The sequence below is a fragment of the Lentzea alba genome (genome assembly GCF_011067745.1).
Taxonomy (GTDB): domain Bacteria; phylum Actinomycetota; class Actinomycetes; order Mycobacteriales; family Pseudonocardiaceae; genus Lentzea; species Lentzea alba.
The window spans coordinates 1,629,873-1,655,780 of the sequence record NZ_JAAMPJ010000001.1; the positions used below are offsets into that span (position 1 = coordinate 1,629,873).

Sequence of the window (25,908 nt, forward strand, 5' to 3'; positions counted from 1 at the left end):
GCATGTCCAGATTCCGCCAGCAGGCACTGCTGGCCGGTTGCGTGCTGACCGCGCTGCTCACCGCGGCCGGCCTGTTCGTGACCGACCACGGCATCAACCCGCATTTGTGGCTGATCGTTCTGGCACTGGCGTTTCTGGTGTTCCTGGCGATCCTGGACCCGTGGGTCAAGCGCAGGCACAACGCCGAACTGAGCACCGACGAGCACCTCGACGCCGCGTGCCGGGCGCTCGCGATCGGCCTGCAGGCGCAGTGGAACGACGAGGTGCGCTCGCGCGGCCTCACCGACCCGGACGTGCTCGACCTGCACTGGACCGCGGCCGAGCTGGACGTGAGCGACGAGCCGGACGCGCCGCCCGGACGCAGTGACGCGGTGGTCGGCGCGTTCGAACGGCAGATCAACCGCAGGATGGTGATCGTCGGCGAGGCGGGCACCGGCAAGACGACCGTCGCGATGCTGCTGACGTGCGGCCTGCTGGACCGCTACGACGGCGGCATGGTCCCGGTCCTGCTGCCGCTGTCGACGTGGAACCCGGCGGTCGAGGACATCCGCACGTGGCTCACGCGCAGGCTGTACGAGGACCACCCGGCGTTGCGCAACACCGAGCTGTACGGCAGTTACGCCGGCGACCTGCTGGTCGAGCAGCACAAGGTGTTGCCCGTGCTCGACGGCCTCGACGACATCCCGGCCCACCAGCGCGCGGACGCGCTCGCCCGAATCGCGAAAGCCTTCCCCGCGAAGCGCCCGCTGGTGCTGACCTGCCGCACGGCCGAGTACGCGCAGGCGGTCCACCTGGCCGGACCGATGCCCGGCGCGGACGTCGTCGAACTGGCGCCCCTGGATTTGGACGAGGTCGCCGCCTACCTGCGGGCCAGCGCGGACAGCGTGGGCGCGGCGCGGTGGGAGCCGGTGTTCATCCAGCTGCGCGAGGAACCGGACGGCAGGCTCGCGGACGCGCTGTCCACGCCTCTGACGATGTGGCTGGCCAGCATGGTCTACGCGGACAACGAGGCCGAGCCGACCGAACTGCTCGACCGCGGCCGTTTCCCGGACGCACGGGCGATCTCCGACCACCTCTGCGACGAGCTGGTGTCCCGGGCATTCGGCAACCGCGCCTTCGCGCACCACGCCGGGGCAACTCAGGTCTGGCCACGCGACCGGGCCCGCCGCTGGCTCGAGTTCCTCGCCCACGAGATGCGCGACCGGGGCATCCGCGAACTGGCCTGGTGGGAGCTGCGCCGGTCGGTCGGCAACACGTGGCTCGCGCTGCTCGGCGCACTGGTGCTGGGAGCGATCGGCGGGTTCGGCGTCGGCTGGCTGATGGCGTACTCGATCACGCCGTCGCTCGCCCCGATCACCGGCCTGGTCGCGGGCATCGGTGTCGGGGCGGCCGCGCTGACCGCGTCTCAGGAACGCAAAGCCAAGCCGCGCTTGGGCATCTGGCGCAGTCTGCTGCTCGTGCCCGGCGTGCTCGGGCTCGCCGCCGGACTCGTTTTCGGAGCCCTGTACGGACTTGCCGCCGGCCTGGTGGTCGGCCTCGGCCTCGCCGTGGCGGTCGCGCTGCGGTTCGCGTTGTCGAGCGCCGCCGAGCTGTCGCAGGCTTCCAGTCCTCAGTGGACGATGGCGCGCGACCGGATCGCGGTGTGGACCGGATCTCTGGTGCTGGCCGTGGTGTTCGGTTCGGCGGCGGCGCTGGTGTTCGGGCCCGGCCAGACCGGCATGGTCGGGCTGGGGCTCGCGTCCGGGCTGATGCTCGGTTTCGCGCTGGCCGTGCTGCACCTGCGCTGGTGGTGGTTCACCGTGGCGCGGATCTGGCTGGCGTTGCGCGGAAAACTGCCCTGGGAGCTGATGGTCTTCCTCGAGGACTCGCGCAAGCTGGGCGTGCTCTGCCGGGCGGGGGCCTGCTACCAGTTCCGGCACGGACTGGTGCAGGACCGCCTGGCAGAGCACGAGGTGACTACTCGGTCCGCAACCCAAGTGCTCCGGTCGCCCTTCTCAGCGAAGGCAACGTCAGAGCAGTGACCGCGAACGTCAGGCCGACCACGATCGCGGTGATCAGGCCGAGGCCCGCCCAGTCGTAGGCGACCTCGGCACCGAACACCCGCATGACCAGCACGCCGAGCCCGATGCCGGTGGCGAGCGACACGACCGTGGAGATCGCGAGCGGCAGGGCGTTCTGCCACAGCAACGACCGCGCCAGCGTGCCGCGCGGCACCCCGCTCGCGGCCAGCACGGCGAGCGGCCGACGCCGTTCCCGCACCTGTTCCAGCGCCACGACCAGCAGTGACGCGGCGGCGACCAGCAACGTGAGCAACGTGCCGGCCAGCAGCGCCCGGCGGATCACACCGAAAACCCGTTCCGCCTCAGCGGTGTCGTCCTGACCGACGAAGTAGGTGAAGACCTGCCAGGGACGGGCGACGGTCAACGCGTTGCGCGCGTGCTCGGCCGCGTCGGGCACCGAGGGGTCGAGCTTGGCGATGTACTGCGAGTTGAACGCCACCAGACCCTTGGCCGCGGCCGGAGTGAGCACGAGGCCGGGGAAGGTGGCCTGGGTCGTCTCCAGCGAGGACGGCACCGTCCACTTCTCGCCCGAGTGCCGCAGCGTCAGCACGTCGCCCGCCTGCGCGGTCGGTTGCCCGTCGCCGTACGGCACGACGTAGGCCTTGCCGTCCGTGCAGTTCGGCACCGGCCCCTGGGCGGCCAGCGCCTCGCACGACGCGATGTTGATGGCGATGTGGCCGCCCGAGTCCAGCGTCCCGAAGGCCTGGTCGATCCGATGGACGACGGTCACGCCCTTGCTGCTCTTCAGCGCCGCGGCGATGGCGTTCACATCGGAGTCCGTGCCCGGATTGATGGTCAGGTAGTTGAAGTTCGCCTGTTTCTTCTCGTCGGCCCTCACCTCCTGCTCGACCCCGGCGAGCAGCATCTGCAACGTCACGGTGCCCGCCAGCACGACCGCGACACCACCGACGACACGCGCGGCAGTGCCGCTGTCGAGCTGCAAGCGCCGCACCGCGAGCTGCAACGCCGGTGTGCGGCCCCGCATGAGGAACACGACGCGTTCCACCAACCACGGCAGCAGAACGGGGATGCCGAGCATCAGCAACACGATGCCGAGCACCACGGGCCACTGGTTGGGCCTGCCGTCCGTCTCACCGATCTTCCCGGCCTGGCTGACCAGCAGCGCGATCCCGGCCACGACCGGCACGAGCCGCCACCACACCCGCCGGCGCACCGGTTTCTGGTCCCGCACCACGCCCAGCGGTTCGATGATCGTGCGGCGCATCGCGACCAGCGACGTGACCACCGCGAGCACCGGTACCGCGACCACCACCGTGAGCGTCAGCGCGGTCGTCGGCATGACGTCACTCGGGAACGCCGACAACTCGGAGATGCTGATCCGGTCCAGGGACGGCCGCACGGCGTAGAAGAGGCCGAACCCGACCACCAGCCCGGCCAGCGCACCGGCCAGCGCCTCGCCGGACGCGATCAGCCGCACCCTGCTCGCGGAGGCACCGACCAGCCGCAACGCCGCGAGCCTGCGATCGCGCTGGGCCGCGGCGAGCCTCGTGGCCACCCCGACGAACACCAGCACGGGGAACAGCAGCACCACGATCCCGACGATGCTGAGCAGCCACAGCAGCGGATCCATCCCGCCGCCCTCGTGCGCGATGCCCCAGCCGTAGACGGTGTTGCCGTGCTCGTTCGGCTGGATCCTCGCGTCACCGGCGAAGAACAGCAGCTCACGCGGGTTCAGCAGACCGGCCTGGCTGATCGTGCCGACGACCTTCTGCGGGAACCGCGGCTTGAGCAGCTCCGTCCCCGCCGGTGTCGCGAGCAGGTCCGCGAGCGCCGGCGAGACGAAGACCTCCCCGTCGCCGGGCACCTTCGCGATCCCCTGCGGCACGGGCGCGTCCGGACTCATCGCCCGGAGGTACGTGCCGCGGACGTACTCGGAGCGGAACGGGTGGCTCTGCGACTCGGCCAGCAGCGGGGCGGGCCCGGTCCCCTCGGACACCGCGTTGCGGGCGTTGTGCCGGTCCTGCCGTGCGTCCAGCACGCTCGGCAACGACGCGGCGAACAGGAGCACCGCGACGCCGAGACCGATGCCCAAGCCTTGGAGCGCGAGCCTCGTCCACGACTTCCGGCTGCCCCCGACGGCCAGCCGGACACCCAGGACGAGGTCGCCGATGACCCGGTTCACCGGGCGAACTCCACGTCCCGCGAGCGGCCGTCGCGCACCACGACCTCGCGGTCGGAGTAAGCCGCGACACGGGCCTCGTGCGTGACGAGCACGACGGCGGCACCCGTTTCGCGGGCAGCGGTCGTCAGCAGGTGCATCACGCGCTCGCCGTTGAGCGAGTCGAGCGCACCGGTCGGTTCGTCGGCGAAGATCACCTTCGGGGCGGTGACCAGCGCACGGGCCACGGCAACGCGCTGACCCTGGCCACCCGAGGTCTCGCCGGGACGCTGACCTGCGACGTCCTCGACCTCGAGGCGCGCGAGCCAGTCGGTCGCGGCGCGTTCGGCGTCCTTGCGCTTCATGCCGCTCAACCGGAGCGGGAGCGCCACGTTCTCCAGACACGTCAGCTCCGGTACGAGCTGGCCGAACTGGAAGACGAACCCGAACTCGGTGCGGCGCAGTTCGCTGCGGGTGCTGTCGTTCATCGCCGTCAGGTCCTGGTCGCGGTAGTGCACGGTGCCGCTGTCGGGCGGCAGGATGCCCGCGATGCAGTGCAGCAGCGTGGACTTGCCGGAGCCCGACGGCCCCATCACCGCCACGACCTCGCCCGCGCGGATCGAAATACCCGCGCCGTCGAGTGCTTGCGTCTTGCCGAACGACTTGGACAGGCCCTCGGCCCTGAGCAGGGTCATCGGTTGACCTCCACGGCCAGCTGGTCGATCCGGGCGGCGGTCAGTTCGAGCCACCGCAGATCGGCTTCGAGGTGGAACAGGGCGAAGTCGCAGATGAGCTGGTCGGCGAGGTCACCGTCGCTCTTGCGCCGGGTCAGCTCGCGCATCGTGTCCAGGTGCGCCGACCGTTGCGTGTCGAGCACGTCCGCGGCGCTGCGGCCGGACAGGAGGGCCAGCACCACCTTCGCGTAGAGCGTGTTCTGCAGGTACGGCTCGGGCTTCTCCGGCGTGCTGAGCCAGCGTTCTACATCAGTGACCCCGGCGTCCGTGATCGCGTAGCGCTTGCGCTCCGGACCGTCGCCCGCCTCGACGCCCGCATCGGTCACGAAGCCGTTCTTCAGCAACCTCGACAGGGTCGAATACACCTGTCCGTAGTGCAACGGCCGGTCCTGACCGAAGCGCTCGTCATAGGCGCGCTTGAGGTCGTATCCGTGCCGTGGACCGCCCTCTAGCAGCCCCAACAGTGCGTGTCCGATCGACATGGGAGCGACTATACACATCATGTATACACCGGGTGTATTCATCAGATGCCCTGACGGCCCACCGCCGTGGCGCCTACAGTGGTGGGGTGACTGGTCTGACTGTCGGCTGGGATCACGACGTCGAGCTGGTGCTCGACTTCCTGAACACTCGACACGTACTGGACAGTGAAGCCTCCTGGCGCGCATGGGTGACCGAGCGCGGCCTCGGGCGGAGCGGGGAAATCGCACAGGCGCGCGCCGCGAGAGCGGCACTGCGGTCGTCGATCGAGGGCTCGTCAGGGCCTCAGACCGCGGCCGGTGTGGTTCACATCGAGCTGACCGACGGCGTCCCGATGCTGGCGAGCGCGGACGCTCTCGGCGCGGTGCTCGCCGCGTCGGCCCGCCTCGCCGTGCTGGGCTCCTGGGAGCGCCTCAAGATCTGTCCGGCCGACGACTGCCTGCGTGCGTTCTTCGACCGCTCCCGCAACCGCTCGCGCACCTGGTGCTCGATGCAGGTCTGCGGCAACCGCGAGAAGGCCCGCACGTTCCGAAAACGAACGCGCGCCCAGAACACGGGACATCAGAACAGCACGTTGGCCACCGTGTAGATCACCAGGCCGGCGAGCGCGCCGACCACCGTGCCGTTGATCCGGATGAACTGCAGGTCCCTGCCGACCTGCAGTTCGATCTTGCGCGAGGTCTCCTCGGCGTCCCACCGCTCGACGGTGTCGGTGATCAGCGTGGTGATCTCCGCGCGGTAGTTGCCGACGACGTACCCGGCGGCCTGCTCCAGCCAGCCGTCGACCTTGGCGCGCAGGTCCGGGTCGTCGGTGAGGTTCGTGCCGAGCGTGATCAGGCCCTGCGTGACGCGCTTGCGGAGCTCGCTGGAGGGGTCCTCGGCGGCGTCGATCAGCATCTTCTTGGCCGTGCCCCAAGCACTGTTGATCAGCTTCTGGACGTCCGGGTGCGTGATCACCTGCTGCTTGACCTGCTCGGCCCGCTGCATGGTGGCCTCGTCGGTCTGCATGTCCGTGGAGAACTCGAGCAGGAACTGGTCCACCGCGAGCCGCATCGGGTGGTTGACGTCGGTCTTCACCGCCCAGGCGAAGTTGACCAGCTCCGTGTAGACCTTGTCGCCGAGCATGGCGTCGACGAACTTGGGCGACCACGTGGGCGCGCGGTCCGTGACGATCAGGCTGACTTTGTCGTAGTTGTCCCGCACCCACTCGTACGCGCGGTCGCACATGAGGTCGACGAGCTTGTGGTGCGCGCCGTCGGTGAGCACCTGGTTGAGCAGCTTGCCGAGCGGCGGTCCCCAGGGCTGTGCGGTGATGCGCTTGACGATCGCGTGCTCCAGGACGGCCTGGACCTCTTCGTCCTTGAGCACGGTGATCGCGCCCTTGATGACGTTCGCGAGCTCGTTGGTGATGCGCTCGGCGTTCTCCGGCTGCTTGATCCACGCGCCGGCCCGTTCCGCGATGCCGGCCCGGCGGAGCTTGTCCTGCACGACCTCGGGACTGAGGAAGTTGACGCCCACGAAGTCGCCGAGCGTCTGGCCGAACATGTTCTTGCGTTCCGGGATGATCGCGGTGTGCGGGATGGGCAGGCCCAGCGGCCTGCGGAACAGCGCCGTGACGGCGAACCAGTCGGCGAGCGCGCCGACCATGCCGGCTTCCGCGGCGGCTCGCACGTACCCGACCCAGGCGCCCTCGAAGGCGTGCGTGCCGAAGAAGATGACCGTGGCGCCGACGAGGAAGCTCGTGGCGACGAGCTTCATCTTGCGCAGGTCGGTGCGCTTCTGCTGGTCAGCGACGGTCAGTTGCTCCACAGCACCATTCTCCGTGAAGATCCTGCGTTGTGCGGGTACCAGCGCTAGTTCCCCGGTTGCAGCCGTTCACGTCGACCATCTTCGCGGAGATGACGGCGCTGGCCGTGCAGCACGACGCCGTCAACCTCGGTCAGGGCTTCCCCGACACCGACGGTCCGGCGTCGATGCTCACGGCCGCCCAGTCCGCGATCGCGTCGGGCGTGAACCAGTACCCGCCCGGCCCCGGCATGCCGGTGCTGCGCAACGCGGTGGCCGCGCACCGGTCGCGGTACGGGCTCTCGTACGACCCGGACACCGAGATCCTGGTCACCGTCGGCGCCACCGAGGCGATCGCGGCTTCGCTGCTGGCGCTGGTCGAGGCCGGCGACGAAGTGATCCTGATCGAGCCGTACTACGACTCCTACGCCGCTTCCGTGGCCATGGCGGGCGCGACTCGGGTGACCGTCGGCCTGCGTGAGGACGCTTCGGGCCGGCTCGCTTTGGACGTGGACGCTCTGCGCGCCGCCGTGACGCCGCGGACCAGGGCGATCCTGGTCAACTCGCCGCACAACCCGACCGGGACCGTGTTCCGCTTGGAGGAGCTCCAAGCGATCGCCTCCCTGTGCGTCGAGCACGACCTCTTGGCGATCACCGACGAGGTGTACGAGCACCTGGTGTTCGACGGTCTCGTGCACATCCCGCTGGCCTCGCTGCCGGGGATGTCCTCGCGCACGTTGTCGATCTCCGGCGCCGGCAAGACGTTCAACTGCACGGGCTGGAAGATCGGCTGGGTCTGCGGGCCGGCGGCACTGGTCGGCGCGGTCCGGGCGGCCAAGCAGTTCATGACCTTCGTGGGCGGGGCGCCGTTCCAGCCCGCCGTCGCACACGCGCTGACCACCGAACTGGACTGGGTCGGCGAACTGCGCGACTCGCTGGCGTCGAAGCGTGCGCGGCTGGCCGAAGGGCTGCGCGCGGCCGGGTTCGAGGTGCGGTCGTCCGAGGGCACGTACTTCATCTGCGCCGATGTCCGGCCGCTCGGGTACACGGACGGCTTGGCGCTGTGCCGCGATCTGCCCGCCCGGATCGGCGTCGCGGCGGTGCCGGTCCAGGTGTTCACGGACCGGCCGGCCGACTGGCAGCACCTGATCCGGTTCGCGTTCTGCAAGCAGGACGCGGTGATCGACGAAGCTGTGGAGCGCCTCCACAAGCTGTAGTTGTCCACAGGTGTGGACGAGTTCCTCCACACCTGTGGACAACCCACTTTCGGGTGAGATGGGGAGCCTCGCCGCCGGGGTTCGACTCCAAATGGCATGGACTCGAACACTGAGGTTCTCCTCGGCTGGCGTGCCGGTCTGCACGGCTGGGACGCGCTCGTCGAACGCTACTCGCGCCTGGTCTGGTCGGTGCCCAGATCGTTCCGTCTGAGCCACACCGACGCGGCTGACGTCTACCAGTGCACCTGGCTCTGCCTGGCTGAACACCTGACACGCCTGCGCCGACCCGAGCACCTGGGCGCGTGGCTGGTTCGTACCGCCACCCGGCAGTCGATCGCCGTGGTGCGGGCTCGCGGACGTGAGGTGTCCTTCGACCTGTGGGAGCCGGAGTCCGCGTTGCCGGCGCCCGAAGAGGTCGTTTTGACCAACGATCGGCAGCGTCGGTTGTGGGCCGCGTTGATGACGTTGAACGAGCGGTGCCAGCGGCTGCTGCGGATCGCTGCCCACAGCCCTGAGCTGAGTTATGCACAGGTTGCCGACGCCCTGGGGATAAAGGTGGGGAGCGTTGGCTCGACGCGCACCCGCTGCCTGGCTGACCTGCGCCGGAAGCTGGGTGACCTGCGATGAGGGACTCGTTGCTCGACGAGATCGCCGACCTGTTCGCCTCCGACGCCCCGCCGCCCGTCCTGGCACCGCGCGCGACCGGCCTCGACCCGATGGACCCTGTGGACGAACCCGTCCGCGGCCCGTCCCGGCAGCTGGTGTTCCACGTCGGTGTCGGCCGGATGTACCTGCAGCTCGACGGCCTGCGGCTCACCGGCGTGCTGGACGACAAGGGCGTGTCCGTCGAGGTTCGCTCACCCAGCACCACCCAGGCGCTCCGCCCGGACGCCGAGGGGTGGTTCCGCGCCGACGTCCGGCAGGGACCGTTGTGCGTGACCGTCCCCGAGCTGGGGCTGACGACGGGGTGGTTCGTCGCATGAGCGCCAGCGCCGATCCACAGGCCACGATCGCGTCCACCGAGGTACGCGGCACGAAGGCCCAGCGTGCCGATGCCCTGCACGACCTGAGCATCGCCCACGTCGAGCTGGGCCACCTCGACGTGGCCGCCCGGTTCGCCCAACGCGGACTCCGGCTCACCGGCGAGGCGCGGTTTCACCTCACGCTCGCGTGGATCGACCTGGACCGCGGCCGACGTCAGCGCAGCCTCCGCCACCTGGACAGCGCGACACCGCACCTGAAAGGCCCCGAACTGGTGCGGGCGAGGTGTCTGCGCGGCCTCCACCTCTGCGGCTCGGCCGATCCCAGGCTGGCGATCGCGGAACTCACGTCCGTCATCAGGGACCTGCGGAGGTGCGGTGACCAGCGATGGCTCGCCAACGCGTTGATCGGCAGGGGCATTGCCCGGTGCAGCGCCACGAAACTGGCCGACGCCGATGCCGACTTCACCGCCGCGCAGCACCTGCTGCACGCCATCGGTGAACCGCGAAGGGCGGCGATGTGCCTGCACAACAGGGGGTTCGTGGCGATGCTCGCCGGCGACCTGCCGCTCGCGCTGCGGCGGTACGAGGACGCGGCGAAGGCCGGGCTCGACTCGACCAGCAGACCGGAGGCGCTGGTCGACCGTGCCGAGGCGTTGCTGGCGGCCGGACTCACCGGGGAGGCGCAACGGGTGTTGGCTCCTGCGCTGGAGCTGCTCCGCAGGTGCAAGCGGCACGTGCCGGAGCTGGCGATTTTGAGTGCGCGCTGCTCGTTGCGCGACGGAGATCCTGGGCCCGCGCGGAGACACCGCGGTTCCGACGTCGAGTTCATGCTCGCCGCCGGGAAGTTGGACGCCGTTGCGGCACATCGGTTTCGCGGGCCGGTGCAGACGCGGGCGCTCGGCTGGCTCGCGCAGGCGAGGCGGTCGGATCGACGCGGGGCGCTGGCTGCCTGCCGTGCGGGGCTCAGACTGCTCGACGAACACCACGGTGACTGGCCTCGCCACGAGCTGACCGGTCATGCGCTCGGGTTGGCGCGGACCGCTCGCGAGGTGCTGCACTGGTCCGAGGAGCACCGTCGCTCGGCGCCCTTGCCGCCCAACGATCCCGCGCTTGCGCAGGCACTCACGAGACTGCGGCGGGCGAGGGCGTTCGGCATGTCGTTGGAACCGTTCGAACGTGATGTCCGCCGGTTGACCCTGGCCACGTCACCACGTGCGCGGCACGCCTCAGGCGAGCCGTTCGGGCTGCCGTTGATGAGTTTCATCTTCCACAAAGGACAGATGCGGGTGGTCACCGTGCTGAATGGCCGCGCACGCCTCCGCGACATCCCCGACCCCGCCCGTCTGGTGGCCGAAACCAGGCTGGCCGTCACGGCCGGGCGAACAGTGCCCGACCTGCTGCCGGACGTCGACGAGCTCGTCGTGATTCCGGACGGCGTGTTGCACGACATGCCGTGGGCGGCGCTCGGCCGACGAGTCCACGTCGTGCCATCGCTGCGGCATTGGCGGCCGACAGGTCGAGGCGGACATCGGGTCTGGGTCACGGGTCCGCAGTTGCAGCGCGAGGAAGTTCCTGCGCTGCAGAAAGAACATGGCGGCACAGCAGCGTCCACTGTGGAGGAAACACTGCGAGCCCTCGAAGGCGCCCGGATCGCGCACATCGCGGCGCACGGGCACGTCCACCCGGAGAATCCGTTGTTCTCCTCTCTGGAACTGCAGGACGGACCGCTCTACGGGTACGACATCGCCAGGATCGAGAACCCGCCCGAGATCGTCGTGCTCTCCGCCTGCGCGTCGGGGCTGGCGCGCGCGTTCCTCGACGCGGGGACCAGAGCGGTGATCGCCAGCGTGTTGCCGGTACCGGACGCGCAGGTCAGCGAGGCCATGACGGAGGTGCACCGGCTCATCGACCACCCGGCCGAAGCCGCCAAGGCCGTCGCCCACCTCGGGTTCAGCTGTTACGGCACCGGGACCAGAGTGGCGGCGTGAAGCGCGGCCGCGAACGAGGTGCCGGTGCACAGGGACTGCGTCAAACCCACCGTGGACGGCACGTCCACGCCGTCGACGACGACGTTCACCCACGGACCGTGTCCCGAGAACGGGGCGGAAGCGCCCACGGCCGTCACCGACGGCGAGGCAGCCGGCCACCAGGGGCGGGACGAGCCGCCATTGCCCGCGGCGGCCACCACGTTGTGGCCGTAGGAGGCCAGCACCGGTGGGCATTCGTCGTTGAACGTGTAGGTGCCCGAGGCGACCAGGACGACCGGGAGCGAGCGGGTGGCGCGCAGGGTGGCGGCGAGGGTCAGGTCGTCGCCGAAACCGCTGGCCGAGAGCACCGGGAACGGGCGGACGGTGGCGCCGTGGTGGCGCAGCACGCCGGCCACCAACGAGCCGTGCGGGGCGTCGAGAGGGGTGTCGAGCAACGCGACGGTGCCCTCGCCCAGCAGCTCCGGCAGGCGTTCGCCGACGACCGGGCGGGAAGTGCCGATCATGATCGGGCAGGAGAGGTGGACGTGGTTCGGGGTGGCGCCGACCTCGGTGGCGATGTCCACCACACGCGACCGTTCGGATGCTTTCAAGAACATCCGGATGGCACCGGCCGAGATCTCCTCGTGCGAGTAGACACCTCGCAAGCGCTTGCGCACAGTGGGTGCGTCCACTGCGGGCACGACCAGTTCGCCCGAACGGACCAAGCACTCGTTTGGCCCCTCAGGATCATGCGCGTGCACGGGACCAAGCGCACGAGCGGCGTGATCGACCAGCTCAGAGAGGTTGCTGACCTGCTTCGGCGTGTCCACATCGGACACCATCCCTCGCCGCGACACGGTCCACAGGGGACCGGGGCGCAATGTCACTCGATCCGATGACGACACAGACGGTGTTCATGCCTGATCAGGGCAACCCGGACAGCCGCACGTGACCGCCCTTCCGAGTGTTTTGTGCCGAGTTGGTTCGCAAAGTCACTCACCAGTGCTAGACATAGCTCAACGTCGACCTCCGACGGCGCTGTGACGTTGGCGGTGACCTGAACGGTGGCGGGTGGTGATCCTGTGGCGAGTGGTGGAGCTGGTGCACTGCTGCTGCGGGCCGCCGCGCTCGGCGGACTGACCGCCGCCGCCTGGTTGCTGAGCGGGACGACCGCGTCCGCCAGCCCGGAGGAACCGCCGGCCGTCGAGATCACCATCGACACCGCCACCGCCACCGAGACTCCGCAGCTGCTCGAGGACCCCGCTGGCTGGGCCAAGGCGTTCACCGCCGCGGTGATCGAACAGCACCAGCCGGCCAGGCTCGTGCCGTCCGTTGCGACCAAACCGAGCCAGCCCCAGGAAGAGCCGCAGGAGGACGAGGGCCCGGTCCTCGACTTCACCGGTGGCTCCCAGGGCAACACGCGGTCCGGCACCGTGTCGAACCAGGCCCCGCCCGAGGTGCTCCAGGCCAAGGCCGAGGTCCGCGCCGCCAAGAAGGCCGCGAGGCTCGCCGCCGCGCTGCCGGCTCCTCCGCCGCCCGCGCCGCCCGTCGTGTCCGTCAAGAAGGTCGTACCGCTGCTGCCCGACCTGCCCGTGCCGGCCATCGCGAAGACCGTGCCGGCGCCCGTGAGCGACCTCACCTGGACCACCCCCGGACCGGACGCGCCGCTGCCCACGCCGCAGCAGGCACCGGTAACCGCGACGGCCTCCTCGGCGTCCGGTCACACCGACAACTCCGGCGGCGCGCGCGGCGTGCTCGCCGTTCTGACGTCGCACAACTCGCTGTTCCCGCCCGCCACGTGGTCGGTGGAGGAACGCCGCGACGGACGTTCACCCGGCAGCCTTCCCGGTCTGCCGAGCACGTCACCCGACTGAGTCAGACGGGACATCTCTGCCCTCTGCGCGATTTGTGACCGTCTCGTTCCGTCGCGCCAGTAACTCCTCCTGTCATTTCCCGTTGTACGCAAAGAACCCAGTCTTCCTGACCTGCCAACCGCGCCCTGGCAGGTCGGGTCTGGTCCGAGTGCCGCGCTGCCCCCGCAGTCTCGGACCACACGGGAAACCTGCGGACGGGGGACGTCAATCCCTGGGACGTTCCCCGCCGCAGGCCACCCGTTGGCAAGTTCGTCGGCCCGGTCTTCACCGCTGTGGGAGACCGGGCCGACGTGTCTCACGCGACCGGTACCGCCAGGTCGGCATCCGCCGGAAACCCTGTTCCGGCAACAGTTGCAGCCACCACACCCAAACGGGCTATCGCTTCGCGCAGCACTTCGGATGACTGCGTGTACGGCACTCGGAGCATCTGCTCGCATCCGCCGTGCACCGCGAACCTCGGACCAGGCACGAGACGCAGGCCGTGGTTCTGCGCCACCACGGCGATCCGCGTGCTCACCGGGCCGTCGAGCGTGCACCACACCCCGAGCCCACCGGCCGGCACTATGAAGCTCCACTGTGGACAGTGCTCGCGCAGTGCCGCGACCGCCACGTCCCGCTGCTCCAGAGCCTCCGCACGTCGTTGCCGCAGAACAGGTTCCGGGTTCTCCAGCAACGCGGCCAGCACCAGCTGCTCGAACACCGGCGTGCCCAGGTCGATCGCCGCCCGCGTCGACAGCAGCCGGTGCACGATGTCGGCGGACGCCCTGATCCACCCGATCCGCAGTCCGCCCCAGTGCGACTTGCTCGCGGATCCCAGCGTCACCACGGAATCCTCACCGAACGCGGCCATCGGCAACGGCGCTTCGGCACCGTCCAGCGCGAGTTCGACCAAGGTTTCATCGACGACCAAGGGAGTACGCGCCTTGCGCAGCACGGCGGCAAGAGCCTCCCGCGACTCGGAGGACATCCGCAGTCCGGTCGGGTTCTGGAAATCCGGGATCAGATAGGCCAACCGGGGGCCCGCCTGACGCAAAGCGGCCTCGAACCCGTCCACGTCCCAGCCGTCACTCAGCATCGGCACCGGTACCGGGATCCCGAACGACGCCCGCACCGCCTCCAACGCGTTGGGGTAGCTCGGCTGCTCCACCAGCACCCGGTCGCCGGGCCCGACGAAGAGCCGCAGCACCAACGCCCACGCGTGCTGCGCGCCCGAGGTCACCACGATCTGGTCGGCCGAGGTCGGCAGCCCGCGGGCCGCGTACCGGTCCGCGATCCGTTGCCGCAGCACCAGCAGCCCTCGTTCGTCGTACCCGTGCGACGCGAGATGTTCCGGCATTTGGCCCAGTGCCACGTCCATCGCGAGCCGCACCGACGGCAGCGCGGGAGGCGCGGCTCGGGACAGGTCGATCAACGTGTCGTCGCCACCGGTGATGCCACCACCGGCACCGACGGGTCCGTTGATCCACGACCCGGCCCCGCGCCGCGACTCCACCACCCCCTCGGTGCGCAACTGGTCCAGAGCAGAGGTGATCGTGGTGCGGCTCACCGGCAGCGCGTCGGTGAGCTCGCGTTCGGACGGCAACCGGGTTCCGACGGGCAGCCGGCCGTCCGCGACCAGCAGTTTCAACGCCGCGGCGAGGTCGGCCGACCCCTGCCGGGCACCGCCACGCCGCCACGATCCGAGCAACCGCGCGAGCCGAGCACCCGATATACGTCCACCCGGTGGGAGCATGAGGCCAATTATCCCGAATTGGCTATGGATTACCAGGCCAATCGCAGCTCAGGATGGCCACATGGCCACCATGACCGCACTCCACCAGGTCTCCGTCCGCGTCTCACCCACCCGCCGCCTTCCCCAGCTGTTCGCCGGTCTGTGGCTCTACGGCGCGAGCATGGCGATGCAGATCCGCGCGACGCTCGGCCTCGATCCGTGGGACGTGTTCCACGAGGGCCTGACCAGACGCACCGGTCTGAGTTTCGGCCTGATCACCGCGATCACCGGCGTGCTGGTGTTGCTGGCGTGGATCCCGCTGCGGCAGAAGCCCGGCGTCGGCACCATCGCCAACGTCGTGCTGATCGCCGTCAGCGTCGACGTGTCGCTCGCGATCATCCCTGAGCCACAAGGACTTCTGCCCAGAATCGTGCTGCTCACGCTGGGCATCGTGCTCAACGCCGTCGCGTTCGCCGCCTACGTCGGTTCGCGGCTCGGGCCGGGCCCGCGCGACGGCATGGTCACCGGGTTCTGCCGTCGTACAGGCCTTTCCCTGCGTGTCGTCCGCACCGTCGTCGAACTGCTGGTGCTGGGCACCGGCTGGCTGCTCGGCGGCACCGTCGGCATCGGCACGGTCCTCTACGCACTCGGCATCGGCCCGCTCTCTCAGCTGTTCCTGCCGATGCTCACCTGGCGCGAGCGCTCGCAGCCCGCTTCCTGATCTCCTCGTAGGTGACCCCGCGCTCGGTCAGCACCTCGGCCACGATTCCCTTGCCCTGCAACAACGCCAGCAGCACGTGCTCGGCACCCAGGTAGTTGTGGCCGAGGTCGCGCGACTCGCGCAGCGCGTTCTCCAGCGCCTTCTTGAACGCGGGCTCCAACGGCATCCCGAACCACCGCCGGCGCGGCCCCGGTCGCAGCACACCGGCCCCGAGTGACTGCTCGACCGAGTCGATCACCGCGTCGACGTCGATCCCCAAGCCCCGCAACGCTTCCGCGTCGGCCTTCGTCAGCCCGCCCTTGCGCCGGTAGTCGCGGAACGCCGCTTCCAACTCCTCGCGCGGCAGGTCGAACCCGGCCAGCACCGGCGCGTCGAGCAGCGCCAGCAACAGGAACTCCACCCCGACCTCGCCGGCGTGCACCTTCTCCGCGTCCCGCACTGCGGCCATGACCGCCACACGGGCTTCCTTGGTGAACCGCTCGCCAACCATCATCGACCCCCGTGCTTCTTGTGCACCGCCTGGCGGGACACCCCGAGTTCCGCCGCGATCTCCTGCCATGACCAGCCCTGTGCCCGCGCACTGCGGACCTGGGCCGCCTCCAGATGTTCCAAAAGTCGCCGCAGCGCGGTGACGGCCCGCAACCCGACCTTCGGGTCGCGGTCTCCAGCCGCCGTGGCGAGATCCGTCGCTTCAGTCATGCTGTCAACGTACGTTGACAACCGGGATCCGTCAACCGAAGTTGACACGTACGGTGAGATCGTGAAGATCGAGACCGCTGAGCAGGGGGCTCCCGGGCGAGTCACCGAGGACCGGATCCGCGTGCTGCCGAACGCGGTCGTGGTGCTCGACGGCGTCACCTCGCGAACCAGGCCGCCCGACCGCAACGGCGGTTGGTACGCGACGAAACTCGCCGACGAACTCGCCAGGCTGATCAACGACACCGACCCGCTGACCGACCTCCTCGCCGAAGCCATCACGAACCTCGTGCGAGAACACGACCTCGTGCCCGGCGACTCCCCGTCCGCCACCGCGTCGATCGTGCGCTGGACCGCGGACAGGATCGACGCCCTCGTCCTGTGCGACACCCCGGTCGTCGCGTTCGGACGGACGACCCATGTGCTCGAAGACACCCGGCTCGAAGACCTCCGGCCGCAGCCGGACATCCTGGCGTGGAAGAACAAGCCGGACGGCTGGTGGGTCGCCGAGGCGGAACCCGTTGCGGCGCATCAGGCCCGGACGGCAAGCTGGCCGCGGTCGGAGATCAGGAAAGTGATCGCTCTCACAGACGGTGTCTCCTGTGGAGTGTCCGACTACGGACTCTTCTCCTGGGAGGACCTCGAAGAAATGCCACTGGGCGAAGTGCTGGACCGAATCCGCGAAGCAGAGCGCGGTGATCCGGAGCACAAACGTTGGCCCCGCTTCAAAACGCACGACGATCAGGCCATCGCCCGAATCACCGGGTAAACGAAAGAAGCCCCGCAGCACCCTGCGGGGCTTCTTTCGAAGAAGGATGGCCAGGGGCGGGGTCGAACCGCCGACCTACCGCTTTTCAGGCGGTCGCTCGTACCAACTGAGCTACCTGGCCATGAAACAAGAAAGCGACCCAGACGGGACTCGAACCCGCGACCTTCGCCGTGACAGGGCGACGCGCTAACCAACTGCGCCACTGGGCCTTGCTCTTGCAGATCTTACTCTATCTTACTGCGTGCCCCCAACGGGATTCGAACCCGCGCGACCGCCTTGAAAGGGCGGGATCCTAGGCCGCTAGATGATGGGGACTAGCTGGTCTCTGGAAGCATCGTAAGCATATGACATAGGTCCGCGCACCTCCAAAACGGGGGTCCCACTTGTGGGCTGACCTGCCCAAACCACCTTCAGGGCCAGCGCGTCCCGATCAACAAATGCCTGTTCACGGCCCACCAGCCCCGTCAACCGCGTTTTGTGATCCAGACAACTTCCACTCGGCTGCCGCGACGCACGGCAACACGTGCCCCATCACCTCGCGGATGCGAGCCGGGAAGTCGGCGCACGCCGTCGTCGCCGAAGAGATCAGCCGGGCACCGAGGGCGGCCCCGCACAACGTCCGCGCCACGGCCTCCGGATCAACGCCGGCACGGAGGTCTCCGCGCTCCAGCGCCTCGGCGAGATAACCGCCGATCAACTTCTCCCACATGACGTGCGTGCTCGGCACACCGGGATAACCGATCTCGCGGTCGGCGTTCAGCCGCACACCCGCGCGCAGCACGACGTCCGCGGCCATCCGGTCGGCGGACTCCAGGAACATGCCGTGCAGGGCGCTCAGCGGATCGACGCCACGCGCCCGCCACGACTCCCTCACCTGCGCCCACAGGTCGCTCTGCCGCTCGATGAGGGCACCGGCGACGGCTTCCTTGGAGGCGAAGTGGAAGTAGAACGCGCCCTTGGTCAGCCCGGCGCGCGCCAACACGGCGGTCAGCGACGTGCGCTCGTAACCGAGCCGGTCGAACTCCTCCGCCGCGGCGTGGAGTATCGCCTCTCGCGTCGCGTGCGCCCGGTCCTGCTGGGGCATGAGTAGAGGTTAGCCGTTGCCGCTAAAGAGACCCGTGGGTATGTTTCGAGATGCGGCCCTGTCCTGCAGACGCGCTCCGGGGGGTGCGCGTCTGGAGTCAGGGCCGCATTCGCGTACGCATCACTTCACCGTTGCACCGGTGGTGTGCCGCCGTCCTCGCCCGGCGACAGACCCAGCATGTCGAGCAGCATCCGGCAGTCCTCGGCGCCCAGGGCGCTGCGCGCGACCGCGAGCCTCGCCCGGTGGACCTGATCGTCGGAGATCCGTGAAGGTTCCCCGCTGCGCTGGGCCGGCACGTTCGGCCCGCCCTGTCGCGACATGCTGTCGTCCTGTGTGAACAGGAACTTCCGCACTTCCAGTGACCCGCTCATAGCACCCTCCCCGACTTGAGGTGTGGCGCGAGGCTAAGCGACCTGGGACAACGGCCGCAGCCCCCCGCAGAGTGATTCCACCGCCACCCAGCGTTACTTTCCGTACAGGTGCGGTCCGTGTCTCGTGGGGATCTGGCCAGGGGATGATGGACCGATGACCGACCCCACGCCGGAGCCTTCCCCCGATGCAGAGGGCCAAAACGCATCTCAGATACCGCCCGCGGTCGACCAGGAGGCCATCTTCCAGGCGATCAGCGGCATCGACCTGAACACCATCGAGGCCGACATCGAGTCCGCGTTCGGCTCGCGGATGGCCGAGCTCGACAAGATGCTCGAGGGCCTGGACGACCTGGTCAACAAGATCGAGTCGGACATCCAGAACCTGGACCAGCCGAAACCTGACAGTCCTCAGTAGATCCCGCTACCCCAGGGGGGTATAGACTCGGAGACCCGTAGAGAGAAAGGGCTCCGATGTCCGTCACCTCCACCTACACCGTCACCGGCATGACCTGCGGTCACTGCGTCAGCTCCGTCACCGAGGAGCTGGGCGAGGTCGCCGGCGTCACGGGCGTCGACGTCGTCCTGGAAACCGGCGCGGTGACCGTGACCAGCGACCGCGAGCTGGACCGCGCCGAGGTCGTCGCCGCCGTCACCGAGGCCGGGTACCAGGTCGCCTGATGACGACGACCGAGCCTCGTCACGTCGAGCTCAGCATCAGCGGCATGACGTGCGCCTCCTGTGCGAATCGCATCGAACGCAAGCTGAACAAGCTCGACGGCGTGTCCGCCACCGTGAACTACGCGACCGAGAAGGCCAGCGTTCAGTTCCCGGACCACGTGCGCGTGGACGACCTGGTGTCGACCGTGCGCGCGGCGGGCTACGACGCGGAGGAGCCCCGGCCCGAGGCTCCCGAGGTGGACGAGGCCGGTGAGCTGCGACTGAGGGTCGTCCTCGCCGCGGCGCTGGGCGTGCCGGTGATCGCGTTCTCGATGGTTCCGGCGTGGCAGTTCCCCACCTGGCAGTGGGTGTCGCTGGCGCTGGCCAGCGTGGTCGTGTGGGTGTGCGGCTGGCCGTTCCACCGTGCGGCCGCCGTCAACGCACGGCACGGCGCCAGCACGATGGACACCCTCGTGTCGATGGGCGTCACGGTCTCGTACCTGTGGTCGCTCTACGCGCTGGTGTTCGGCGAGGCCGGGACGATCGGCATGCGGCACGAGTTCAGCCTGCTGCCTCGTCCCACCACCTCCGGCGACATCTATCTCGAGGTCGCGGTCGGCGTGACCGTTTTCCTGCTGCTCGGGCGTTGGCTCGAGGCCAGGTCCAAGCGCAGCGCGGGTGCCGCCCTGCGGTCGCTGCTCGCGTTGGGTGCCAAGGACGTGGCGGTGCTGCGCGACGGCGTGGAGACCCGCGTGCCCGTCGGACGGCTCCAGGTCGGCGAACACTTCGTGGTCCGTCCAGGTGAGCGGATCGCCACGGACGGCCTAGTGGTCGAGGGCAGCTCGGCGGTGGACCGTTCGATGGTCACCGGGGAATCGGTGCCGGTCGAGGTCGGCGCCGGCGATGCGGTCGTCGGCGGGACGGTCAACGCGGGCGGCCGGCTGGTCGTGTCCGCGACGTCGGTCGGCTCGGACACCCAGCTCGCCCGGATGGCTCGGCTGGTCGAGCAGGCCCAGGCGGGCAAGGCCGAGGTGCAACGGCTGGCGGACCGGGTGTCGGCCGTGTTCGTGCCCGTCGTCGTGTTGATCGCGCTGGCGTCGTTCGGTGCATGGCTGCTCGCCGGACGGCCGCTGGAGTTCGCGGTGACGACGGCCGTGGCGGTGCTCGTGATCGCGTGTCCCTGTGCGCTGGGGCTGGCGACGCCGACGGCGTTGCTCGTGGGCACCGGGCGCGGTGCCCAGCTCGGCATCCTGGTGAAGGGCCCCGAGGTGCTGGAGTCGACGCGGCGCGTGGACACCGTGGTGCTGGACAAGACCGGCACCGTCACCACCGGCCGACTGACGCTGGTCGACGTGATCGCGGCGGACGGCGTGTCCCGCGACGAGGTGCTGCGGTTCGCGGCGGCCGTCGAGAACGCGTCCGAACACCCGATCGCCGCGGCGATCGTGCGCGAGGTCGACGAAGTGCTTCCGGTGTCGCAGTTCGTTTCCACGGATGGCATCGGTGTCAGCGGAGTCGTGGAAGGTCGACGCGTTGTCGTCGGACGACTGCGCAACGTTTCTCTTCCTCGGGAATTGACCGAGGCCGCAGTTGCACAAGGCGCGCGAACCGTTGTCGCGGTTTCCTTTGATGACAAGGTTGTCGGACTCGTCGTCGTGTCGGACGTCGTCAAACCCACGTCCGCACAAGCGATTCGTTCGTTGCGCGAACTGGGCCTGCGCCCGGTGCTGCTGACCGGCGACAACGCCGAGGTGGCCGCTTCCGTGGCCGCCGAGGTGGGCATCGACGAGGTCATCGCCGACGTCCTGCCCGCCGGCAAAGTCGAAGCGGTCCGGAATCTCCAGGCACAGGGCCGAGTTGTGGCCATGGTCGGCGACGGCGTGAACGACGCGCCGGCGCTCGCGGCCGCGGATCTGGGGCTGGCCATGGGAACCGGCACCGACGTCGCGATCGAGGCGAGCGACCTGACGCTCGTGCGCGGCGACCTGCGCGTGGCGGCGGACGCGATTCGCCTGTCCCGCAAGACTTTGGGCGCCATCAAGGGGAATCTTTTCTGGGCGTTCGCCTACAACGTCGCTGGACTTCCACTCGCGGCGCTGGGACTGCTGAACCCCATGATCGCGGGGGCCGCGATGGCGTTCAGCAGCGTGTTCGTTGTTACCAATAGCTTGCGACTGCGGGGTTTCCGTCCATCGGCAAGTTAAGAATCTTGAGTGTGAAGTCTCCCCAACAGCCTTGTGCGCGTGCAACAATCCAAAAGCTGACACACCCCCGGTCAGCGCCTGTGGAGATCCCCTCCGGCCCCCGCGTTCCTCCCCCTGGCGCGGGGGCCTCTCCATGTCTTCGGCACCGTCCGGGGAGATCCACTCTGAGTAGACCCATTTACACCTTGGAGTGACTCAGGTCACAGGGGTTTGGCTTCCGTGACCGAGCCGTTATCGTGTCCCGGTGCCCATAGGATCCCTCGGACGTTCCAAGTCCGGCCGTCACCGCCCCGCGGACGAACCGCAGCAGCAGGAGACGTTGCCCGACGAGGAGCTGACCTCTTACCTGGCCGCCCTGGCCCCGGACGCGGACAACGAGACCACCGCATCGGGCTTCGGCAACGCGCAGGTGTACCAGCTGCGGCTGCAGCTGATGGCGAACGAGCAGCTCAAGGAGCTCGCCGCCGAGCGCCAGACCTCCCCGCAGGCGCTCGCCACGGAGTGGGTCATGCAGCGACTGGAGTGGGAAGCGCGCCAGCGCGGCCACTAGTCGTTCGAAAGCCCCCGAACAAACGAAGAAGGACCCTCGGCCGAGCCCGGCCGAGGGTCCTTCTCACTTACGACTCAACTGCGGCTTGAATCAGACGGCGCGGACGTTCTGCGCCTGCGGGCCCTTGGTGCCCTGCCCGACCTCGAACTCCACGCGCTGGTTCTCCTCCAGGGTGCGGAAACCCTGACCCTGGATCTCCGAGTAGTGGACGAAGACGTCTGCGCCGCCGTTGTCCTGGGCGATGAAGCCGAAGCCCTTCTCGGAGTTGAACCACTTGACAGTGCCCTGTGCCATGTACCTGCCTCCATCGCAGGAAAGCTTGGGGCTGCACCGTGCAACCCCGGCCGTCCCGGGGGCGTTCAGCTCGCTCGGTGAGAGCGCACAGCACGCCCGCGTGTCGTTCCGCGAGCGTGTGAAGCACGAACACAGAAACCACGGCCTGCGCGGGTCAGCCTAACGTGTGATGCGTCATAGCACTACAGGTCATTACTGGCCAGTTGGCTGCCTCAATAGGAGGAAACCCGCTGGTCCGGGTGGGTGATCGCAAACGCCCATGCAACTCGCCGGTACCCCTGCGCGTCTCTGAGGCATTGCACTGGGGATCTTGGGGAGAGAACGTGATCCGGCCACTGATCTTGGCTGTACTGCTGGGGTTGACCGCTTGCAGCGCCGCGCCCGACGGACCGTCGGCGCCTGCTGCTCCGGTCGTGGAGAACAAGGCGAAGGCGGCACTGACCGTGTCGCCCGCGCAGGGCGAGGGGATCAGCCCGGCGGGGCCGTTTCAGGTTGAGGTGACTGGAGGTTCGCTGACCGCCGTCGCTTTGACGGGCGCGAACGGCACCGTGGTCAAGGGGGAGCTCACGGCCGGCAGGTGGGTCGCCACCGAGGATCTGGGCTACGACAAGGTCTACACGTGGTCCGGTTCGGCGAAGGGCGAGGACGGCGCGGACGTGCCGGTCAGCGGTTCGTTCCGCACGGTCAAGCCGCAGCGGCTCGTCAACGTGGAATCGAACGTCGGTGACCACCAGACCTACGGCATCGCGATGCCGGTCAAGATGACGTTCAGCGCGCCGGTGCAGGACAAGGCCGCCGCCCAGAAAGCCATGACCGTCACGACTTCCGTGCCGACCGAGGGCGCGTGGGCGTGGTTGTCGGACACCGAGGCGCACTGGCGGCCGCGCGACTACTGGAAGCCGAACACCGAGGTTTCCGTTGACGTCAACGTGTACGGGGTGCCGTTCGGGGCCGGCGCTTACGGTGCGAACGACCTGCACGTGCAGTTCAAGATCGCGGATCGCGCGCTGGTGGCCAAGGCCAACACGCAGACGCACCGGTTCGAGGTCTGGCGCGATGGCGTGCTGCTGCACGACTTCCCGGCGTCGTACGGCAAGGCGGACGAAGCCATGTCGACGACGCGCTCCGGAACCCACGTGGTGATGGGGAAGGAAGCCAAGAAGCTGATGGCAAGCACCTACTTCAACTACCGGGACATCCCGGTCACGTGGGCGGTGCAGATCTCCGCGAACGGCGAGTTCGTGCACGAGAACAACGGCACGATCCCCAGCCAGGGCAAGAAGAACGTCTCGCACGGCTGCGCGAACCTGTCCGGCGACAACGCGAAGCGCTTCTACGACCTGACGATGACCGGCGACCCGGTGGAGGTCGTGGGAACCGCGATCCAGCTCGGGCCGGAAGACCGCGACTACTGGGACTGGGCGCTGGACTGGGCGGCCTGGACCGCCAAGTCCGCGGTCACCGGCTAGGACTTCTCGGTGATCTGGGGTGGCTGCGGGATCTCGTAACCCGACGGTCCGACGTTGCGTTCGAGGGCCCGCTTCCACTCACCGCTCGAAATCATCTTCTCGATGGCCTCGTTCACGGCGTCGCGGGACTTCCCGTCGCCCTTCGGCACGCCGATGCCGTAGCGCTCCTTGGAGAACGGCTTGCCGACCAGCTTGAGCAGCTCGGGGTTCTCCGCGGCGAACCCGGCCAGGATGACCTCGTCGGTCGAAACGGCGTCGACGTTGCCCGCCATGAGAGCGATCACGCAGTCCGAGTACTGGCCGTACTCGATGAGCTGGGTGCCCTGGGAGTAGTCGGTCTTCACCTTCTGCGCGGAGGTGGATCCCTTGACCGAGCACAGCTTGCGGCCGTTCAACGTCTCCGGCCCCTGGATCGACGCCTCGGTGAAGCGGACCAGCATGCCCTGACCGGTCTCGAAGTACGGACCGGCGAAGGCGACCTTCTCCTTGCGGGCATCGGTGATCGAGTACGAAGCGATGATCAGGTCAGCCTCGCCGTTCTGCAGCATCGACTCGCGGGCAGCGCCGCGGGCCTCCTTGAAGGTGATGCCGCTGTCCTGCACACCGAGCTCGTTCGCCACGTACTTGGCCACGTCGACGTCGAAGCCGACGAAGCGGCCGTCGAGCCGTCGCTCGCTCAGGCCCGGCTGGTCGTAGCGGATGCCGATCGTCAGCTTGCCGGAGTCGGCACGTCCGATGACTGTGCTCGTGTCACCGCTCCCACAGGCGGTGGCGAGCACCGCTACGGCAGTCAGGAGCGCAGCACGACGAATCACGACAAGCCTTCCGGGGGTTTTGTGGAGTCGTGAGCAATGCTACGGACCTGCGACGATGATCGACTGTGATGTATGACATCTACGGCAGCCTTGTTTTGCTGGGTGTCACATGGCGTCCGTGCCGCTCGATCGCGCGCTTGAGGTGACCGGGCGGAGCGAGCCTCCTGATCTTGCCGGGCACCAAAAGCGCAGCTCGGCGCATGATTCGCAGCCACGTGTCGGCGTGCACGTAGGGTTGGTGACCGTGTAGTTCGAGCGCCCAATCGGGCAGCACCGAGTACGCCAGGTGGCCCACCAGCACCCGGTAGACGGGTAGTCCGTGGCGGACCCAACCTTGCACGGGAGGACCGTGCAAGAAGGTGTAAATCACGTCGGAATCGGCCGTTCGGCGCAGCTCAGGACGCATCCGTTCGAAGTACTCGGTCATTTCTCGCCGCGAGCCAGGGACCTCGTCCTCGTGCAGACCGACGAGCGTCGCGGCAAAACGCTGCTCCGCGTAGTACCGGTCCTTCTGCCGATCGGTCAGTCCGTACCCCGCGCGGTCCAGAACGGTTTCGAAGCAGTAGACCTCCGAGCAATGCACCCACAGCAGCAGTTCGGGCTCGTCGACGCGGAACGTCCGGCCGTCGACGACGCCGCGCAGGCTGCGGTGGGTGGCGCGGACCCGTGCCGACGCGGTGGCGATCTCCTCGTCGGTGCCGTAGACGCCGAGCCCGACGAAGTCCGCTGTTCGTTTCAACCGGCCGAGCGGGTCCGCCTGGAAGTTCGAGTTCTGCACCACCCCGGCGACGGCCTTGGGGTGCAACGCCTGCAGGTAGAGGCTCGCGATCCCGGCGATCCACATCGTCGGGTCGGCGTGCATCTGCCAGCTCACGGAGTTCGGATCGGGCATGCGGACATCGTCTCGTCTCGCGAAGATGATGGCCATGGACCTGGATCAGGCACGGGAAGTGCTCCGCAGTCAGCACCGCGCGGTGTTCTGCGCGCTGAAGGCGGACGGGACGCCGGCCATGTCGCCGGTGCTCGTCGCGTTGGACGACAACGGCGACGTGCTCGTCTCCACACGAGCGACGGCCTACAAGACCAAGCAGGTGCAACGTGATCCGAACGTCGCGCTGTGCGTGCTGCCGGACAGCTTCTTCGGGCGGTGGATCCAGATCAACGGAACGGCGACGGTCGTGGCGTTGCCGGAAGCGATGGATCTGCTGGTCAAGTACTACCGGACGATCTCCGGCGAGCACTCCGACTGGAACGACTACCGGGCGGCGATGGAACGCGAGCAGCGGGTGATCCTGCGGATCTCGCTGACCGGTGCGGGACCAGACCGGACGGGGTGAGTAACACCGTT

28 protein-coding genes and 3 tRNA genes are annotated in these 25,908 nt (G+C 68.7%); 15 read left to right on the forward strand and 16 right to left on the reverse strand.

Annotated elements, in window-relative coordinates:
• The first annotated feature begins 2 nt into the window (after window positions 1–2).
• Window positions 3–2,021 (forward strand): NACHT domain-containing protein, encoded by a 2,019-nt coding sequence (locus tag G7043_RS07965; RefSeq protein ID WP_242641847.1) that lies wholly within the window; start codon window positions 3–5, stop codon window positions 2,019–2,021.
• On the opposite strand, the gene G7043_RS07970 is transcribed toward G7043_RS07965, so the two are convergent.
• The 3 genes from G7043_RS07970 to G7043_RS07980 are packed head-to-tail and all read right to left on the reverse strand — an operon-like array spanning window position 1,957 to window position 5,395.
• On the reverse strand, window positions 1,957–4,203 hold the full coding sequence (locus G7043_RS07970) for an ABC transporter permease (protein WP_166044812.1): 2,247 nt from the start codon (window positions 4,201–4,203) through the stop codon (window positions 1,957–1,959). The two genes, G7043_RS07965 and G7043_RS07970, sit on opposite strands and share 65 nt — an antisense overlap.
• Window positions 4,200–4,874: an ABC transporter ATP-binding protein gene (locus G7043_RS07975; RefSeq protein ID WP_166044813.1), complete on the reverse strand. Its 675-nt coding sequence runs from the start codon at window positions 4,872–4,874 to the stop codon at window positions 4,200–4,202. Before G7043_RS07975 ends, G7043_RS07970 begins: the two co-directional genes overlap by 4 nt.
• Window positions 4,871–5,395 (reverse strand): PadR family transcriptional regulator, encoded by a 525-nt coding sequence (locus tag G7043_RS07980; RefSeq protein WP_166044814.1) that lies wholly within the window; start codon window positions 5,393–5,395, stop codon window positions 4,871–4,873. Before G7043_RS07980 ends, G7043_RS07975 begins: the two co-directional genes overlap by 4 nt.
• 86 nt (window positions 5,396–5,481) lie before the next feature.
• Between G7043_RS07980 and G7043_RS07985 the strand changes: the two genes are divergently transcribed.
• Window positions 5,482–5,982 carry a CGNR zinc finger domain-containing protein gene (locus G7043_RS07985; RefSeq protein ID WP_313887746.1) on the forward strand — a complete coding sequence of 167 codons (501 nt, stop codon included), beginning with the start codon at window positions 5,482–5,484 and terminating at the stop codon, window positions 5,980–5,982.
• Here G7043_RS07985 and G7043_RS07990 read toward each other — a convergent pair.
• Window positions 5,955–7,151, reverse strand: coding sequence for a DUF445 domain-containing protein (locus tag G7043_RS07990; protein WP_166044992.1), 1,197 nt, complete (start codon window positions 7,149–7,151; stop codon window positions 5,955–5,957). The two genes, G7043_RS07985 and G7043_RS07990, sit on opposite strands and share 28 nt — an antisense overlap.
• A gap of 80 nt (window positions 7,152–7,231) precedes the next feature.
• Here G7043_RS07990 and G7043_RS07995 point away from each other — a divergent pair, with 80 nt between their 5' ends.
• The 4 genes from G7043_RS07995 (at window position 7,232) to G7043_RS08010 (ending at window position 11,366) form a co-directional block, all read left to right on the forward strand.
• Window positions 7,232–8,395, forward strand: coding sequence for a pyridoxal phosphate-dependent aminotransferase (locus G7043_RS07995; RefSeq protein ID WP_166044815.1), 1,164 nt, complete (start codon window positions 7,232–7,234; stop codon window positions 8,393–8,395).
• Window positions 8,396–8,491: 96 nt separating this feature from the next.
• Window positions 8,492–9,022, forward strand: coding sequence for an RNA polymerase sigma factor (locus G7043_RS08000; protein ID WP_166044816.1), 531 nt, complete (start codon window positions 8,492–8,494; stop codon window positions 9,020–9,022).
• Window positions 9,019–9,378 carry a hypothetical protein gene (locus tag G7043_RS08005; RefSeq protein WP_166044817.1) on the forward strand — a complete coding sequence of 120 codons (360 nt, stop codon included), beginning with the start codon at window positions 9,019–9,021 and terminating at the stop codon, window positions 9,376–9,378. Before G7043_RS08000 ends, G7043_RS08005 begins: the two co-directional genes overlap by 4 nt.
• Window positions 9,375–11,366, forward strand: a complete 1,992-nt coding sequence (locus tag G7043_RS08010; RefSeq protein WP_166044818.1) for a CHAT domain-containing protein — start codon at window positions 9,375–9,377, stop codon at window positions 11,364–11,366. The genes G7043_RS08005 and G7043_RS08010 overlap by 4 nt, the downstream gene beginning before the upstream one ends.
• On the opposite strand, the gene G7043_RS08015 is transcribed toward G7043_RS08010, so the two are convergent.
• Entirely contained in the window at window positions 11,336–12,037 is a 702-nt protein-coding gene (locus G7043_RS08015; protein ID WP_166044819.1) for a hypothetical protein, read from the reverse strand. The two genes, G7043_RS08010 and G7043_RS08015, sit on opposite strands and share 31 nt — an antisense overlap.
• A gap of 390 nt (window positions 12,038–12,427) precedes the next feature.
• On the opposite strand from G7043_RS08015, the gene G7043_RS08020 reads away from it, so the two are divergent.
• The gene (locus G7043_RS08020; protein WP_166044820.1) at window positions 12,428–13,219 is read left to right on the forward strand and encodes a hypothetical protein; all 792 of its coding nucleotides are present in this window, start codon (window positions 12,428–12,430) and stop codon (window positions 13,217–13,219) included.
• A gap of 295 nt (window positions 13,220–13,514) precedes the next feature.
• On the opposite strand, the gene yczR is transcribed toward G7043_RS08020, so the two are convergent.
• A complete protein-coding gene (gene yczR, locus G7043_RS08025) occupies window positions 13,515–14,951 on the reverse strand; it encodes a MocR-like transcription factor YczR (RefSeq protein WP_207310597.1) in 1,437 nt (478 codons plus the stop codon).
• 61 nt (window positions 14,952–15,012) lie between these two features.
• Between yczR and yczE the strand changes: the two genes are divergently transcribed.
• Window positions 15,013–15,651, forward strand: coding sequence for a membrane protein YczE (gene yczE, locus G7043_RS08030; protein ID WP_166044821.1), 639 nt, complete (start codon window positions 15,013–15,015; stop codon window positions 15,649–15,651).
• On the opposite strand, the gene G7043_RS08035 is transcribed toward yczE, so the two are convergent.
• Entirely contained in the window at window positions 15,617–16,144 is a 528-nt protein-coding gene (locus G7043_RS08035; protein WP_242641848.1) for a Clp protease N-terminal domain-containing protein, read from the reverse strand. The two genes, yczE and G7043_RS08035, sit on opposite strands and share 35 nt — an antisense overlap.
• Window positions 16,141–16,350, reverse strand: a complete 210-nt coding sequence (locus G7043_RS08040; RefSeq protein WP_166044822.1) for a helix-turn-helix domain-containing protein — start codon at window positions 16,348–16,350, stop codon at window positions 16,141–16,143. Before G7043_RS08040 ends, G7043_RS08035 begins: the two co-directional genes overlap by 4 nt.
• A gap of 61 nt (window positions 16,351–16,411) precedes the next feature.
• Here G7043_RS08040 and G7043_RS08045 point away from each other — a divergent pair, with 61 nt between their 5' ends.
• Window positions 16,412–17,116 (forward strand): protein phosphatase 2C domain-containing protein, encoded by a 705-nt coding sequence (locus G7043_RS08045; protein ID WP_313887747.1) that lies wholly within the window; start codon window positions 16,412–16,414, stop codon window positions 17,114–17,116.
• Between the two features lie 47 nt (window positions 17,117–17,163).
• Here the strand turns inward: G7043_RS08045 and G7043_RS08050 are convergent.
• The 5 genes from G7043_RS08050 to G7043_RS08070 all read right to left on the reverse strand — a co-directional run bounded on the left by G7043_RS08050 (window position 17,164) and on the right by G7043_RS08070 (window position 18,571).
• Window positions 17,164–17,237, reverse strand: a tRNA-Phe gene (locus G7043_RS08050).
• Between the two features lie 14 nt (window positions 17,238–17,251).
• Window positions 17,252–17,325 (reverse strand) — tRNA-Asp (locus G7043_RS08055).
• A 33-nt stretch (window positions 17,326–17,358) separates the two neighbouring features.
• A tRNA-Glu gene (locus G7043_RS08060) sits at window positions 17,359–17,431 on the reverse strand.
• Window positions 17,432–17,561: 130 nt separating this feature from the next.
• Window positions 17,562–18,200, reverse strand: coding sequence for a ScbR family autoregulator-binding transcription factor (locus G7043_RS08065; protein WP_166044824.1), 639 nt, complete (start codon window positions 18,198–18,200; stop codon window positions 17,562–17,564).
• A 125-nt stretch (window positions 18,201–18,325) separates the two neighbouring features.
• A complete protein-coding gene (locus G7043_RS08070) occupies window positions 18,326–18,571 on the reverse strand; it encodes a hypothetical protein (protein ID WP_166044825.1) in 246 nt (81 codons plus the stop codon).
• A 154-nt stretch (window positions 18,572–18,725) separates the two neighbouring features.
• On the opposite strand from G7043_RS08070, the gene G7043_RS08075 reads away from it, so the two are divergent.
• From G7043_RS08075 to G7043_RS08090, 4 genes are all read left to right on the forward strand, one after another.
• Window positions 18,726–18,986, forward strand: a complete 261-nt coding sequence (locus G7043_RS08075; protein ID WP_166044826.1) for a hypothetical protein — start codon at window positions 18,726–18,728, stop codon at window positions 18,984–18,986.
• A gap of 56 nt (window positions 18,987–19,042) precedes the next feature.
• The gene (locus G7043_RS08080; RefSeq protein WP_166044827.1) at window positions 19,043–19,249 is read left to right on the forward strand and encodes a heavy-metal-associated domain-containing protein; all 207 of its coding nucleotides are present in this window, start codon (window positions 19,043–19,045) and stop codon (window positions 19,247–19,249) included.
• The gene (locus G7043_RS08085) at window positions 19,249–21,432 is read left to right on the forward strand and encodes a heavy metal translocating P-type ATPase (protein ID WP_166044828.1); all 2,184 of its coding nucleotides are present in this window, start codon (window positions 19,249–19,251) and stop codon (window positions 21,430–21,432) included. Before G7043_RS08080 ends, G7043_RS08085 begins: the two co-directional genes overlap by 1 nt.
• 244 nt (window positions 21,433–21,676) lie before the next feature.
• Window positions 21,677–21,982 carry a hypothetical protein gene (locus G7043_RS08090; protein WP_086665480.1) on the forward strand — a complete coding sequence of 102 codons (306 nt, stop codon included), beginning with the start codon at window positions 21,677–21,679 and terminating at the stop codon, window positions 21,980–21,982.
• Between the two features lie 90 nt (window positions 21,983–22,072).
• On the opposite strand, the gene G7043_RS08095 is transcribed toward G7043_RS08090, so the two are convergent.
• Window positions 22,073–22,276, reverse strand: a complete 204-nt coding sequence (locus G7043_RS08095) for a cold-shock protein (RefSeq protein ID WP_030477903.1) — start codon at window positions 22,274–22,276, stop codon at window positions 22,073–22,075.
• Between the two features lie 323 nt (window positions 22,277–22,599).
• Between G7043_RS08095 and G7043_RS08100 the strand changes: the two genes are divergently transcribed.
• Window positions 22,600–23,745 carry a L,D-transpeptidase gene (locus G7043_RS08100; protein WP_313887748.1) on the forward strand — a complete coding sequence of 382 codons (1,146 nt, stop codon included), beginning with the start codon at window positions 22,600–22,602 and terminating at the stop codon, window positions 23,743–23,745.
• On the opposite strand, the gene G7043_RS08105 is transcribed toward G7043_RS08100, so the two are convergent.
• Together G7043_RS08105 and G7043_RS08110 are read right to left on the reverse strand one after the other, a co-directional pair.
• On the reverse strand, window positions 23,742–24,557 hold the full coding sequence (locus G7043_RS08105; protein ID WP_166044995.1) for a glutamate ABC transporter substrate-binding protein: 816 nt from the start codon (window positions 24,555–24,557) through the stop codon (window positions 23,742–23,744). The two genes, G7043_RS08100 and G7043_RS08105, sit on opposite strands and share 4 nt — an antisense overlap.
• A gap of 82 nt (window positions 24,558–24,639) precedes the next feature.
• Complete coding sequence (locus tag G7043_RS08110) at window positions 24,640–25,452, reverse strand: oxygenase MpaB family protein (protein ID WP_166044829.1); 813 nt, start codon at window positions 25,450–25,452, stop codon at window positions 24,640–24,642.
• Window positions 25,453–25,486: 34 nt separating this feature from the next.
• On the opposite strand from G7043_RS08110, the gene G7043_RS08115 reads away from it, so the two are divergent.
• Window positions 25,487–25,897, forward strand: coding sequence for a PPOX class F420-dependent oxidoreductase (locus G7043_RS08115; protein ID WP_166044830.1), 411 nt, complete (start codon window positions 25,487–25,489; stop codon window positions 25,895–25,897).
• Window positions 25,898–25,908 lie beyond the last annotated feature (11 nt).